The following is a 15,421-nucleotide window of genomic DNA, read 5'->3' as shown; positions in this document are numbered from 1 at the left end:
CAAATCTTTATAGTATAGTAAGTAAAAATTATCTTTTTATTTTTTTTAACCTTTTTAATATTTCTACCTGAGATCTTAAAAAGATATATCTTGAGAAAATCTTTTTAAAAAATTTTCTTTTTCTCAGACTGTCATTTTCATCATGAATTCTTCTATAAAAAGTTTTATCATCAATGTGTAGATTAGATCTCATCATATTTGCTGCCATTGCAATCCATAAATCATGTGATTCAATGTAAGTAGGTATTGGAAGGATGACATCTAAAATATCTTTTTTCATCGCCATTCCACAGCCGTAATAACCAGCTGTGCCACTATAAATATCAATTATATTTTTTGAATAGTTTTGGGAACTTTCTTTTGATAATTTTACTATATTAGCATGTATTTCGTTTCCTTTATTATCTATAAAATATGAATTATCACTAATAAGAAGGACATCATTATCATCAAAATATTTTTTATAGATTTCTATTTTAGATTCAATCCAGATATCATCCTGATCGGACAAGAACAACAATTGATTTTGGGCTAAACTTAATAGCTTTTCAAAAGTTTTTACATGGCCTAAATTCTTTTCGTTTATAAAAATTTTGATGTATCTTGAATTAAGACTTTTTATAATATCAACAGTTTTATCCTTAGAACCATCGTCAATGATAATTAGTTCATCATTTCCCGATAATTGTGGTAAAATTGAATTGATCTGTGTTTCAATATATTTTTCACCATTATACGTTGCCAAACAAACACTTATATTCATACAATTAAAGTTTTTTCAGCAATTATTTTATAATCTAAGTATGTTTTTGTCGTTAATACAGCTCCTTCAGACATATTCTTTCTCTTTCTTTCATCGCGTATTAATTCGGTAAGAATATTACTAAATGTATTAACGTTCAGATTTTCTTTGTCAACAACAATAATGTTATTATTTTTATTCATATATTCCGCACTTTGCCCTCCAGAATCTCCTACTAAAAGGGGTAATCCGGCTCCAATTGCCTGTTGCCATAACACTGACTGACTGGCTGGAAAAACAGCAATATCGGAAATCAGATATAACTTCAACGTTTCTTCTGCGGTTATCCAGCCTATGAAATGTACATTTAAACCTTCTGATAATTTTTCTAAATATAACTTATATTTTTCAGTCGTTGGTTTCCCAAATAATAACAAATGGACATTCGAGGGCAAATTGCCCATTGCCTGAATAAGTAAATCTGTCTTTTTCAATTCGTCTAACTTGCCTCCACTAACAAGTAATAGTGCGTTTTCATTTATATTATATTTTGATAATATTTGTTTTTTATAATCCTTAATGTTACTCTTTATCTCTTCTACGGCCAGAGTGTCTACACCTAATGGAAGTATTTCCATTCTGTTATTTTCAATTGAATATATTTCATTTAAAAACTTTGCTCCATGCGGAACTATAGGGAAAATTTTATCGATATGTTTTAAATAGAAATGTAAATATCTTTTACGGATTATTCTGTGAAGTATATTTATTGACACCCAGTTCTTACCGCTGTTAGAATAATCAGCGTGATAATCCATGATAATTTTTATACTTTTATTTTTTCTTTTATATTTTATTACCTCATGAAGATTAAAGCTTATATCATGTAAGAAAACCATATCAGGAGCTACTTCATCCAGAATAGAAAAAATATTTGAAAACTTTTTTATTTTATTTAAAACATTAATTGTATAAGGCAGTCTGTAAATTATTTCCCCATATCTTCCTAAAACCGTTTCTTTAAAATTTACTTTAACGTTTTTTTCAGATACATAATTGAAAACATCTTTATGGTGTGAAGTAATTATATACACTTTATGTCCCAGATGCCTATAATATTTGGAAAGCATGGGTTCCTGATATAATTGTGAATCATCGTAGTAATCACAAATAAATAATATTTTCATCTTTTCAATTTAAATATAATAATAAAATATCTTCACAATTTCGGCATTAATTTTACACTTCCCCGTTAACTTCATCAATTTGACTATTAACAGTTAATGTCAAAAGTGGCCATAGGAGCATATCGTTAGAAATACTTCCTGATGAAAACGAAGAAATAATATTTAAAATTAGTATTGCACCAATCCAATTATAATCGGAAATTTTTAAATATTTTATACCATTTTTCAATCCACCCACTGTAATGATGATCATAATAATTCCTCCCACAAAACCTGTTGTCATTAATGCTTCCAAAACAATATTGTGAGGATATGTGCCTCCTATTTTAGTTTCTATTGAGTCGCCCAAAAAAGGATGATTAAGAAATTGTTCCCATGCTGAATTAAAGAGTTCACCTCTTATCCTATCACTGTCGTTAGATGAAAAGCCTGTTTCACTAATTCTTTCAAACAACAGTCTTGAACTATCGAGGTATTCAGGAAATATTGTAAAAACACCAATAGCAATAACGGCAAGCCATATAATATACTTTATGTGTATAGCCTTCCTTTGACTTAATAAGTATAATCCAATAATTAACACAAGTTGAATGAAAGGACCTCTGGAACCAGCAATGAAGATATTAAAAATACTTAATGCCATTATTACAATAAGCAGAATTTTATAAATCATTTTATTTTTTTCCATAAATATCATAAAGCAGACAAGAAACATTGTGGCTGCAGCTTTACCAAATGAGAGTGTATTAAAAGATTCATTAGCATCCGCTCTTACGAGTACATCATCTGGAACTAATTTAGGTTGCGTAATATTGTTATATAAGCCCCAAACATTAACAATACACAAAACAATAAGTACCCATTTTCTTGCTGATAGTATCGTACTTTGAGAAAAATTGGTGGTGCAGGCAAGAGACGTAAGGATAATAATAACTGAAAAAGCCCAATAGTCTACCAATGGAGTTTGTAGTCCAGGAACAAAGGCTGTATCATAAACCAATCTCAAAAGATATAGCAACCAGAAGAAATAAATTAAAAAATGTTGTGGCTTTAAAACCAGTCTGTTTTTTAAAATAACTAATGTTCCCAATAAAAATACTATTATCCTGTACCCAACGGAAACAGGTCTTGATGATTCCATTTCTAATAAACCCGGAAAAAAAGATATGAGTTCATACCCAAAAAGCATGGATACTAAGAAAGTAACCTGCAATTTATTGATTTTTCTAAATGGCACCTTTTGACAATTTATTTGTAAAAATTATAAAATTTATATTTGATATAATCGAAACTGAAGAATATAATATCAGAGAATAATAATAGTCTTTAAAAAAATAATATCCAAGAAATATTGCTATAAATGTAAGAATAGAATTTAATACCTGAAGCCTCATTAATATTTTTTGTTTCTCTCTTACATAAAATAGTGTATTAAGAGGTATTGCAATAAATTCAAAAAGAAGCATTATAGACATGATTCTTGCAAAGTAGCCTGCAATTTTCCATTCTTTTCCAAAAATAACATCAAAAATTGTTGGAGCTATAAGAAATATCGTAAGATATATTGGCAAAGATAGTATGGTAAGCTTTTTTAGTGTAGATCTATATAATGTTTCACAATTTCCTTTTTTTCTTATTTCATCAATTGCATCATTTCTAAACACATTACCAATAGAGCCTGTAATAACAATATTTGGTAAACGCAGCATCCTGTTTGCTAATGAAAAAAAACCTACAATAGTTGTACTGTAAAGCACCGAAAACACAATAGGTATAAACTGTTGGCTAGCCGTTAAGGAAAGATCTGAAAAAATCATATAACGTGGGAAAGAATAATATTCCTTGGCAATATCTACTACATTTTTTTGTTTAATTATTGTATAAGAAAGATTCTTTTCTTCAATAAATAAATAAAGAGTTGATATAAAAATCCCGATTATGAGCCCCCATATCATCCCTGAACTAATTTTTAACAATCCGAATGTTACACTAAAAATTGTAGTTGCAATTACCTGAAGTGCATTAGCTATTGTTATTTTTTTATATTCTTTTTTTCTTTGTTTCCAATATCCCAAAGCAGAATAAACAGCAATAAAAAATATATAAAGAGGAGCTATGAAAGATTCTTTCTGAACTAGAAAGCCTGTTTTATCATGAACCTTAAGTATAACCTTTAACAAAAAAATTACAGCAAAATAAAATACCGATACGAATGCTCCTATATAAATAATTAGTTTAAATATTTTTAATGCTTTATCATCATTTTCCGGAAGACCAATGGCAAACTCATACCGCCCCGTAGACAATACAGCAAAAAAAACAGTTAAACTGGTAAAAATTGAGAGAATTCCAAAAGATTCAACAGAAAATAATCTTGAAAGCAGTGGTGCCGAAATAACAACCACAGCCTGACTAATTATACTGCCAAAAACCAAAGTTGATACATTTTTTAAAAACTGGTTTTTGTATAATTGCTTTAACTGCTCCTTCAAAATCTGGTCTTTATACTTTTTGTGAATAAATCCTTTCTATAATATCTACCACTTTTAATCCTTCCAATGCATTGGTGGTGATTGTATTTCTTTCTTTCAAAACATCTACAACATTTTCAATAATATAATGATGGTTGGCAGCAGAACCCTTATAGGCTCCATAATCATTTCCCGGGTTTGTAGGAGGAAGCTGGGGCATGGTGTAATCCTTGATATTACAGACTTCCACCTTATCCATATATTGTCCCCCAATTTTTACAGAACCATTTTCTGCAATAATTGTCATTGAACTTTCAAGATTTTGGTTCCAAACGGAAGTGGAATAATTTAAAGATCCCATTCCTCCTTCTACAAAATCAAAGTTTACAAAACCCGAATCTTCAAAATCAGTGAGGTCTTTATGGTTAAAATCGGCAAATTTTCCCTGAATATTGGTAATATCCCCAAACAGCCAATACATGATATCAATAAAATGAGAAAACTGGGTAAAAAGTGTCCCGCCGTCGAGCTCTATTTTACCGTGCCAGGATTCAGGTTTATAATATCTGCTGTCACGATTCCAATAGCAGTTGAGTTGGACCATATAGACCTGTCCCAGTTTACCACTTTCTATCATTTCCTTGATCCATGCAGAAGGTGGCGAATACCTGTTCTGCATGACGGCAAAAATCTGTTTATGTTTATGCAAAGCCTGGAAAATAAGTTTTTCGGCATGCTGTTTTTTTAGTGCCATCGGTTTTTCTACCACTACATGTTTGCCTGCAGAAATTGCTAAATAAGCCTGTTCAAAATGAAACCCATTAGGTGATGCGATATTGATAACGTCTGTTTCAATTCCTGAATTTAAAAAATCATCTAATGATTTAAAAAAAGGCACATTATAGCTTTCAATCCCCAATAAGGATTTATCTCTTATATCTATCAGAGCTACAAGTTCACATTCAGAATTTCTGGATATCATTTCTGCGTGTCTTTTACCAATATGGCCACAGCCGACAACCGCAAATTTTATTTTATTCACCTGTATTTATTTTTTTTATTTCAAATTTTGTCGTGTTTCTTAAAATGCTGCTTCCAGGAATATTTTTTTGTACAACACATCCTGAAGCAATTATACTATTGCTTTCAATACTAACCCTGGGCTCTATGAAAATACCAGTACCAAATTTAATTTCATCCCCAATGGTACAGCTTCCTGAAAAAATAACAGATGGACCGAATGTATTATGATCTCCTAATTTATTATGATGTTCAAAACTGCAATATGATGAGACCACATTATTATTACCAATTTCCACAAAAGGACCTATTCGGGTATTGGCAAAAAAGATATTTCCTTTCCCAAAATTTACAAAATGGCTTATAATGCATGTAGGATGGAAAATATTGGCTATGACAAGATCATTTTTTTCAAGCAAATCAAACCATTTTTTTCTTTCAGCAATATTTCCTGAAAAGGATATGATGATTTCGTCAAAAATATCATCTTTGAAATCTTTCATAATATTCTCAATGGAAAGTTGTTTTATTTCTATTCCTAAAAGTTTCTTTCCTATAATATCTTGATTACCATCATATAAAACAACGGGGTTAATATTTTTAAGTTCGAAAACAGTATCCAGAAGCTGCAAGGCTGCCTTTCCTGCTCCAATAATTGCTAGTCTTTTCTGTCCGTTATTAATTTTAAAGTCTAAAATGCCAGAGTAGTAAAAACCAATATCCTGGAAAGTATGCTTATTCTTTTTTTGAAGATAATTTAAAACAATTTCTTCAGAAACAATCTCTTCTGTAAAAACACCGGGATCAATATTATTTTCTTCGATTAATTTCTGTGCTTTCTTAGTAATAATCTTATCATTATTTTTGACAATAGCAGATTGTAATTCTATATTATTATCTTCTTTAAAAACATCTTCAAAATTAGTTATCTTTTCTTCAGAAACTACAGCCAACAAATATCCTATTTTATAGTTTTTTTTGAGTAAAAGCGTAGGGTTGTAGTAAATATAGCCGTCATGCTCAGATTCTCCGTCAAAGTCTGCCTTGGAAGATTCATAAGAAAAAATTACATCTCCCTTCTTAACTTTATCCCCGTTTTGAAACAATATAGCAGTTATAAGATATTCATTATCACTTACATTAATCTGCTCTATAAAGTACTTATTCATAAAAAAAATTTTTAATCTCGTTGAAAATGATGTTTTTATTTGGGATAGTTGCTAATTCTGCCTCTTTAGCACAAGGTATTAAACTTTCATTAGAAATTCTTAGTGCTTTGTCTATTTCTATTTTGTGTTCTACAAAATATGAGAAAATCTCTCCTGATAATCCTGCATATTTTGACCCTTCTTCAACAATACAAATGTTTTTAGTTTTTCCTATGCTATCTACAACTCTATTGATATTAAATGGAGAAATCTGAATAGCACATATTATTTCAGGGAAAATTTCTTCAGCAATTAAATCATCAATAGATGCCAATACCTCATCCAACATACCTCCATAACAAAGAATTGTTAAGTTAGGATTTATTTTTGCCGGGCTAAATATTAAAGTCGGAAACTCTTCTCTTGTTTGGTATATTTCATAGCCTTTAAGATCTTTCCAAAATATTTCTTTTGTATAGGAAATTTTATCTTCAATAATTAATGTTAAAATATCATTATACTGATATAAAGATTCAAAAATATTTTTGGGATTGTAAAAAGAATTTAACGCTAAAACCCTTGTATTGGGGATAAATAAAAAATGTTTCTCAATATTTTGTGAGTGTGTAGGTCCGTATCCTCTTCTTCCTCCCATTGGAGTTCTTATAATCATCGGAAGTTCTACTTTTTGTCCGAACATTTCAGGAATCTTTGATCCCTGTTGTAATATCTGATCAAAAGCAAGGGTCATAAAATCACCAAACATAATTTCTGCAATCGATTTATATCCGTTTAATGATGATCCAATTGCAAACCCAATAATGGAACTTTCACAAATAGGAGTATTAAAGACTCTGTTTTTATATTTTTCGCTTAATTTTTCAGAGACTTTGAATGCTCCTCCGTAATTGCCCGGCGTATATTCCGTAGTCTGCATAATATCTTCACCTAAGAAAAGTGAATTTTCTTTTGCTAAAAAAATATCAAGCCCTTCATTAATAAGTTTGTTTATTCTTTTTCCTAACTTTTCTATTGCAAACTTTTCTATATCAATTTTTTTATTATAAATTGACAGATGCTTTTTCATTGTGCTAAGCGATTCTTCAGCAGAGAGTTCTTCAAGATATTTGTACAATAACTCTTTAGCAGAACTTTCATATTCTAATGCCTTATCTCCATATTCTTTATAAAAAACATTAATCGGATCTATTTCTACATATCTTTCAATTTCAACAGTATCTCTATTGTCATCCCCTTTTGAATGTGAATTTAGTCTATAGCATTCAATTTCTAAGAAAACAGGCTGTCCTTCTCTTGTTTTTACAATTGCTTCATGTACTGTTTTTTCAAAATCAGACGCCCAGATTGACGTTTTTAAATAGGTTACGCCGAAGCCTTCAACTCTATTTTTGATCTCGCCCTTTTTTACCATTTTAAAAGGAGTTGACTGTGCATATCCGTTGTTTTCCATCACAAACAGCGTTGGTGACGAATAGATTGCAGCCAAATTAAGGGCTTCATATACGACTCCTTCTCCCATGGTACCATCTCCGAGGAAAACTATGGAAATATTATCATTGTTTTTCAATTTATTTACATAAGCATAACCAACTGCAACTGGCGCCAAACCTCCCTGAATTCCATTGCTTATAAAATTATCATTGTAAAGATGCTGACTTCCACCAATTCCTGACGAAATACCACACTTTTTTCCAAGCATTTCCGCAAGCAAAAGTTTTACATCTCCACCAACGGAAATAAAATGTCCGTGTCCTCTATGATTAGAAAAAACTTTATCCCCTTTTTTAAAGTTTTCAGAAATAGCAACTGCAATCGTTTCCTGCCCAACACAGGTATGAACTGTACCATTAAGAGTTCCTTTTGAAAATTGATCCAAAAGCAGTTTTTCAAATTCTCTTATAAGTATTGCTTTAGTATAATTCATGATTAATTAGTTAAAAAAGTTTTTAATCTCAGAAATTATATAATCTGAAACCTGTTGATTAAATTCTGTATGAACAGGAAGAGAAATTACTTCCGAACAAAGTTTTTCCGTAACCGGCAGGCTAAAGCCTTCTTCCACATATTGCTCAAAAGCCTCCTGTCTGTATAATGGCAGCGGATAATAGATCATGCTGGGAATATCTTTTGCGGCCAGGTATTGTTGCAGTGCGTCTCTTTTTCCATTTTTCACTTTCAGCGTGTACTGGTGAAAAACATGGGTGGCATTTTTTGCCCTTTCGGGAACTTGGATTTCAGGTATTTCTTTAAGATTTTCATCATAATATGCCGCCATCTGATTTCTGGAAGCTGAGTAATGATCAAGATGCTTTAATTTTACATTTAATACAGCTGCCTGAATAGTATCAAGTCGGGAGTTACACCCCAGCACTTTATGATAGTATTTTTTTTGCTGCCCATGATTGGCAATCATTCTGATTTTTGTCGCCAGATCATCATCATTTGTCATTAATGCTCCCCCGTCTCCATAGCATCCCAGATTTTTGGAAGGAAAGAAAGAAGTGCATCCGATATGACCTATTGTTCCCGTTTTCATGGATGTTCCGTCTGGAAATGTATAATCTGAACCTATGGCCTGAGCATTGTCTTCAATTACAAATAGATTGTGCTTTTCGGCAAAATCAAGAATTTTTTTCATCTCTGCACTTTGCCCATATAAATGGACGGGCACAATAGCCTTTGTCTTTGGGGTAATATAATTTTCCAATCCTTCTGGGGCAATATTGAACGTATTTTCATCAACATCCACCATAATAGGTTTTAGCCCTAAAAGTCCGATTACTTCCGCGGTAGCTACATAGGTAAAGGCAGGACAGATTACTTCATCTCCCGGTTTTAAATCCAAAGCCATCATTGCAATCTGTAAAGCATCTGTTCCGTTTGCACATGGAATTACATGTTTTACGTTTAGGTATTTTTCAAATTCCTGCTGAAATTCTTTTACTGCTGGTCCGTTAATAAACGCGGTATTATCGATGCATTCCTGAATTCCTGCATTGACTTCCTCCTTTATTTTTTCGTATTGACTTTTTAAGTCAACCATCTGAATTTTCATACAATTTGTTTTATCTGAGTGTTTTCATTAGTTTTCTACTAATTTACTGATTTTCTCTCCAATGGAAAGGCAGGAAGTTGCAGCCGGTGAAGGTGCATTTCTGACGTGAATAATATTGCCGTTCTTTACAATATCAAAATCATCAATTAAGGTTCCGTTTCTGTCGCAGGCCTGTGCACGGACACCTGCTCCTCCCGGAACAAGATCGCTTTCCTGTATTTCGGGAAGCAGCTTTTGCAGTGCTTTGGTAAAAGCCGCTTTTGATAAAGAGCGATGCATCTCTCCCAGTCCGGTTTTGCCATACTTGCCAACAATTTTTCTAAAGCCGGGCCAAAAAAGGGTTTCCATGGTTTCAGAAAAATCAAAATCAAAAAAACGATATCCTTCTTTTCTAAATGCCAGAACGGCATTAGGTCCGGCTTCAATATTTCCATCAACCATTCTGGTAAAATGAACTCCCAGAAAAGGGAAATTAGGATCCGGAACAGGATAAATAAGATGTTTTACCAAATATTTCTTTTCATCTTTTATTTTATAATACTCTCCGCGAAAAGGAATAATAATGACATCATTCTTATCATTGGTCATTTTAGTGACCTTGTCTGAATATAATCCCGCACAGGAGATCAGCTTTTTTGTTTTGAATTCTGAATGGCCGGTTGTAACAACGATTTCATCATTTTTATTAATGATATTTTTAACCTCGTTATTAAATCTTATTTCACCGCCTAATTCTTCAAAAAGCTCTTTAATTTTACCTGCGATTCCCGGGTAATCGATAATTCCTGTCTGCGGAACTTTTATTGCCTTTACCCCTTCGCAATGAGGTTCAATTTCGCGAAATTCTTCTCTTGAAAGATATTTAAGATTCTGAAGGCCGTTATCTACACCTCTTTTGTAAATATTATCCAGAAGCGGTAATTCTTCCTGTGAGGTTGCAACAATAATTTTTCCGCAGAGATCATATTTGATTCCGTATTCTTTGGCAAAATTAATGACGGAATTATATCCTTCAATACAGTTTTTTGCTTTTAAACTTCCCGGTTTGTAATAGATTCCGCTATGAATTACTCCACTGTTGTGCCCCGACTGATGTGCAGCCACATTATTTTCTTTTTCTAAAATTAAGATCTTAGAAGCGGGATTTTTAAGTTTTGTCTGATATGCCGTGGCTAATCCTACTAAACCTGCACCAACAATAATGATATCGTAGTTCATGTTTATTATTTTATAATCTTGCGTCTACTAAATTCCGGTCAAAACAAGCTTTAGTATCAAAAACTACGGCATTATCCTTTTTCAGCTGATTAAGATCCAGCTGGATAAATTCATTGTGGGAAACCGCTACAATAATTGAATCGTATTTTTTCCCTTCAATTAAAGTATCTAAAATATTTATCCCGTATTCATGCCTTATTTCATCTTTATCGGCCCAGGGATCATAGATATCTATATTTACTCCGTAGTCTTTAAGTTCTGTATAGATATCAATTACTTTAGTATTTCTTATATCGGGACAATTTTCTTTAAAGGTAACACCTAAAATCAGCGCTTCCGAATCTTTGATAACGCCACCTTTCGCGATGAGAAGTTTTACCACTTTAGAAGCAATAAATTTGGCAATAGAATCATTCACACGACGTCCGGATAAGATTACATCAGGATGATATCCCAACTGTTCTGCTTTATGGGCAAGATAATACGGATCTACGGAGATGCAATGTCCGCCCACTAAACCAGGTTTGTATTTGAGGAAATTATATTTTGTACCGGCTGCTTCTAAAACATCGTGGGTATCGATTCCTAATCTATCAAAAATTAAAGCCAATTCGTTTACAAAAGAAATATTCACGTCACGTTGCGCATTTTCTATTGCTTTTGAAGCTTCTGCAACTTTAAGGCTTGGCGCTTTATGTGTTCCTGCCGTAATAATTTTTTTGTAAAGATTATCTACTTCTTCAGCTGCTTTTTCTGTAGATCCGGATGTAACTTTTTTAACATTTGTAAGTGTATTGACTTTATCTCCCGGGTTGATTCTTTCAGGAGAATATCCTACAAAGAAATCTTCATTGTATTTTAATCCGGAATGTTTTTCCAGTACAGGAACACATTCTTCCTCGGTGCAGCCGGGAAAAACTGTAGATTCATAAATCACAATATCATCTTTTTTGATGATACCTCCCAGCATTTTCGAGGCCGAAATTAAAGGATTAAGATCCGGTGCATTATACTTGTCAATGGGAGTGGGAACTGTTACAATGTAAACATTTGACGAAGCAATATCGGATAATTCGCTCGTTGCTTTGTATCCTGTTGATCCATTTGTTTCATTGTATTTTTTTAAGCTTTCATCGAGCTTTTTTTTATCTGCTTCCAGAGTAACATCGTTTCCCTGGTTAAGCTGATCAACTCTTATAGGGTTAATATCAAATCCCAGGACAGGATAATGATTTGCAAACTCCAGAGATAGCGGTAGCCCGACATACCCCTGTCCTATAACAGCTATTCTATATGATTTCATCTTTGTGTAAATTTATCTTTAATTTTTTCAAACCATGTTTTATCATGGATATTATTATATCCATATCCATATTTATTATTATATCCTAAATTTTCTCGGCTTACGTCATTGAGTACAAAACCTACATTTTTGATCTTATTTTGATCAATATTGGTATTGGCAAATTTCAATAATGACTTCTCTGTATATTTGGATCTTGAAACATAGATGGTCATATCAGCCATTTCTGCAATAAGGAAGGTATCCGTAACGAGGAGCAGCGGCGCGGTATCTAAAATAATGTAATTGTATTTGTCCTTCAACGCTTCCAATAATGCTTCATATCGTCCGTTTGAAAGCAATTCTGTAGGATTCGGCGGTATCATTCCGGAATAAATTACATCCAGATGAGGGTTAAACGAAGAAACATGAATGATATCTTCCAATTTGGTATCATCGGAATAAAGATACTCCGTAAGCCCTGCAAGACCTTTTCGTGCAGGATTATATCTTTGTAACTGAGGGTTTCTGATATCTGAACCGATGATAATTGCTTTTTTCTTAGGATTTGCCAGTGTTAAAGCGAGGTTAACCGATGTGAATGTTTTTCCTTCACCTTTTACAGTAGAGGTAACAAAAATAACTTTTCCTTTATTATCTTTAGGAAGCATAAAATTCATATTGGTAATAAGAATTCTGAAAGCTTCTGCCAAAGGTGTTATATCATTTACTTTCACAATTTCTGAATCGCCACTTTCAAGGCTTGGCAGCTCTGCAATAACAGGGGCCTTTATTAAAATTTCCAGATCATGTTTGGTTTCAATCTTATTATTCAGAAGTTCTTTCAGGTAAATAATAAGAAACGGCATTAATAAGCCGATGAATACTGCTGCCAGAAGCACAACATTTCTTTTGGGTGAAACCGGATTGTTTGAAGCATATGCTTTATCTATAACTCTAGCTTTCGGAGCGGTAATAGATTGTGCGATAGCTGTTTCCTCTCTTTTTTGTAATAAAAGCAGATATAAATTTTCTTTTATTTGTTGCTGTCTTTCAATACTTCTGAACATTTTTTCTACAGAAGGAAGTTTTGAAATTTTCCCTGCAACTTTATTTTGTTCTCCAAGATATTCATTTCTTGCAAGCTCCAGCCCTGTTCTATTTCTTTGAAGGCTCTGCATTATCGAGTTTCTCAAGGATTGAATCTGTTTAGTGACATCAACAATAACGGGGTTGTCTGCAGTTCCTGATTCTAATAACCTGTTTCTTTGTATTACTAACTGGTTATATGCTGAAATTCCTGAAATTGTCTCAGGATTATCCAGCCCTACATTTGCAGGTAATACCTGATATTGACCTTGATTAGAAACAAATCCGATCAATGAATTGGTAAGTTCAAGTTGAGCATCAATTTCCAATTGTTTGGTCCTTGCAGTAGCCGAACTTTCAAGATTAATCTTTGCTTCAGTTTCCAGGTCTGTAAGATTATTTCTCGACTTAAAATTTTCTTTTTCATTTTCAACTTCACCCAATTCTCCGGAAAGTTTTTTAATTCTGTCTTCAATAAAATTCAACGTTTTTTGTGATTCAATGTCTTTATCTAAAATAGCCTCGTTATTATAAGCTATAATAAGACTATTCAGTATATCTTCGGCTTTTGATATTTGTGGATATTTAAAATCAAGCTTTAAAACAGTTGCATCTTTAGTAATCAGAGATACATTAAGTGCAGATTGCAGGTTATTAACTTTATTTTCTACTGATGAGATTTGCAGTTCAAGATTTTTTGTATCAATACCTTTTACCAGAGACGGATTAAATTTGGTATTTTTTATTATAATAATATTTGCGAATGGAAGCGCTATCATTTTTCCATAGGAAGTTAGTATTTTTCCTTTTTTAAGCTTTTCCGAGAATAAAGTAAGCTTATCGCCGTCTATATTAAGATTGATGGCAGCATTTTCATCCTGAGTTCTTTTTTCAGAAATTATTTTCACTTCTATAGGTGAAGTTTCTTTATAAAGTTCTAAAGTGGTAATTCTTCCTTTTGCTATAATATTTGTCTGGAGGTTTTTATTTATAACAACCTCTCTCATTATTTTTTTTGATTTTAGTATTTCTATTTCGTTAGCAATACTATTTGTTTTTAAACCTCCAAAACTGGTTAGATCCGGTAATAATCCAAGCTCATTATTTACAGGAGATGAGGAATTTTTTGCATCTTTAATCAATACAGTAGACTGTATATTATAAATGGGGACCGTGAATTTTAAAGCAATATATCCTATCACAAATGCAACTAATGCACTTACTATAAACCATGGCCATTTCCTCAAATAGGGTCTTATAATCTCATTTATATCAATACTATTTGATTCGTTATTTGCTTTTAAATTTCCTGGGTTATTTTGGTTATTCATCAATTTTATTTCTTAAATAAACTTACTACAACGGCAATAGCTGTGACACCGATCGAAATTGCAGTTAAATAAAGTCCTGTATTGGGGTTTTGTTTTGCCTGAATATCTTTTGCGTTGCTGGAAGCTACGATGATGGCATCTCCCTGCTTTAAATAATAATATGGCGAATTGATAAGATTAGCGTCCTGCAAATTTACTTTTCCATGAATAACCTGGCCATTTTCAGTTCTGATCACCAATATCTGATCTCTTTTTCCGTACATGGTAAGATCACCGGCCATCCCAAGAGCATTAAGAATGGTTCCCTGTCCGTTTGATATGATATAATCCCCCTGTCTGTTTACCTCTCCCAATACCGTTACTTTAAAATTAGCTAATCTGATATTTATGGTAGGGTTAATAACATATTTCTGCATTTTCTCCCTTAGGTCAGCCTTCAGGCCTTCTAGGGTTTTTCCTTCCGTATTAATAATTCCCAAAACAGGAAAATCAATATTACCATTAACATCTACAATATAAGTAGGGCCTGATATTGTAGTAACACCCTGATTAGGTGTATTCCCTCCCGCAAACGAGTTGGTTTGTATAATTTCTGATGAAGAATAATTTTGGTTAAAAGGTTTTACAACATCCATATCTTTTGCTGTGATAAGAATAACCAGCTGATCCCCTTTCTGAACAGTATTTTCAGAATTTCTTGCGGATGATTCAATTGCTACCTTTTCAATATTTTGCAAATAGTTCAGATCATTTTTAGCATTGGGATTAGTTTTACAGGAAACTATTATAAATGCTGATAATATTACCAATATTTTACCTTTCATCGTTTTTTAAAAATTGTACAAATATATACATTT

General features: G+C 32.5%; 12 protein-coding genes. All 12 read right to left on the bottom strand.

Going from position 1 to position 15,421, the window contains the following annotated elements; genetic code table 11:
* Window positions 1-28 precede the first annotated feature (28 nt).
* From M0D58_RS15470 to M0D58_RS15415, 12 genes are read right to left on the bottom strand one after another with little or no spacing between them, the layout of a single operon-like run.
* The gene (locus tag M0D58_RS15470) at window positions 29-763 is read right to left on the bottom strand and encodes a glycosyltransferase (protein WP_248391335.1); all 735 of its coding nucleotides are present in this window, start codon (window positions 761-763) and stop codon (window positions 29-31) included.
* Window positions 760-1,929: a glycosyltransferase family 4 protein gene (locus M0D58_RS15465; protein WP_248391333.1), complete on the bottom strand. Its 1,170-nt coding sequence runs from the start codon at window positions 1,927-1,929 to the stop codon at window positions 760-762. The genes M0D58_RS15470 and M0D58_RS15465 overlap by 4 nt, the downstream gene beginning before the upstream one ends.
* A gap of 52 nt (window positions 1,930-1,981) precedes the next feature.
* Window positions 1,982-3,166 (bottom strand): O-antigen ligase family protein, encoded by a 1,185-nt coding sequence (locus M0D58_RS15460; protein WP_248391331.1) that lies wholly within the window; start codon window positions 3,164-3,166, stop codon window positions 1,982-1,984.
* Window positions 3,156-4,421: a lipopolysaccharide biosynthesis protein gene (locus tag M0D58_RS15455; RefSeq protein WP_248391329.1), complete on the bottom strand. Its 1,266-nt coding sequence runs from the start codon at window positions 4,419-4,421 to the stop codon at window positions 3,156-3,158. Before M0D58_RS15455 ends, M0D58_RS15460 begins: the two co-directional genes overlap by 11 nt.
* A gap of 10 nt (window positions 4,422-4,431) precedes the next feature.
* Window positions 4,432-5,442, bottom strand: a complete 1,011-nt coding sequence (locus tag M0D58_RS15450) for a Gfo/Idh/MocA family protein (RefSeq protein WP_248391327.1) — start codon at window positions 5,440-5,442, stop codon at window positions 4,432-4,434.
* Window positions 5,435-6,589 carry a hypothetical protein gene (locus tag M0D58_RS15445; protein WP_248391325.1) on the bottom strand — a complete coding sequence of 385 codons (1,155 nt, stop codon included), beginning with the start codon at window positions 6,587-6,589 and terminating at the stop codon, window positions 5,435-5,437. The genes M0D58_RS15450 and M0D58_RS15445 overlap by 8 nt, the downstream gene beginning before the upstream one ends.
* Window positions 6,582-8,513 (bottom strand): dehydrogenase E1 component subunit alpha/beta, encoded by a 1,932-nt coding sequence (locus tag M0D58_RS15440; protein WP_248391323.1) that lies wholly within the window; start codon window positions 8,511-8,513, stop codon window positions 6,582-6,584. Before M0D58_RS15440 ends, M0D58_RS15445 begins: the two co-directional genes overlap by 8 nt.
* A 6-nt stretch (window positions 8,514-8,519) precedes the next feature.
* Window positions 8,520-9,644, bottom strand: a complete 1,125-nt coding sequence (locus tag M0D58_RS15435; protein WP_248391321.1) for a DegT/DnrJ/EryC1/StrS family aminotransferase — start codon at window positions 9,642-9,644, stop codon at window positions 8,520-8,522.
* A 27-nt stretch (window positions 9,645-9,671) separates the two neighbouring features.
* Window positions 9,672-10,862 (bottom strand): L-2-hydroxyglutarate oxidase, encoded by a 1,191-nt coding sequence (lhgO, locus tag M0D58_RS15430; protein WP_248391319.1) that lies wholly within the window; start codon window positions 10,860-10,862, stop codon window positions 9,672-9,674.
* A 10-nt stretch (window positions 10,863-10,872) separates the two neighbouring features.
* Entirely contained in the window at window positions 10,873-12,165 is a 1,293-nt protein-coding gene (locus M0D58_RS15425) for a nucleotide sugar dehydrogenase (RefSeq protein WP_248391317.1), read from the bottom strand.
* Window positions 12,162-14,564, bottom strand: a complete 2,403-nt coding sequence (locus tag M0D58_RS15420; protein ID WP_248391315.1) for a GumC family protein — start codon at window positions 14,562-14,564, stop codon at window positions 12,162-12,164. Before M0D58_RS15420 ends, M0D58_RS15425 begins: the two co-directional genes overlap by 4 nt.
* A 5-nt stretch (window positions 14,565-14,569) precedes the next feature.
* Complete coding sequence (locus M0D58_RS15415; RefSeq protein ID WP_248391313.1) at window positions 14,570-15,388, bottom strand: polysaccharide biosynthesis/export family protein; 819 nt, start codon at window positions 15,386-15,388, stop codon at window positions 14,570-14,572.
* Between the last annotated feature and the right edge of the window lie 33 nt (window positions 15,389-15,421).

The organism is Chryseobacterium nepalense (assembly GCF_023195755.1).
GTDB lineage: Bacteria > Bacteroidota > Bacteroidia > Flavobacteriales > Weeksellaceae > Chryseobacterium > Chryseobacterium nepalense.
Note: the sequence above shows the minus strand (reverse complement) of the source record. Positions and strands in the feature narration are given on the sequence as shown.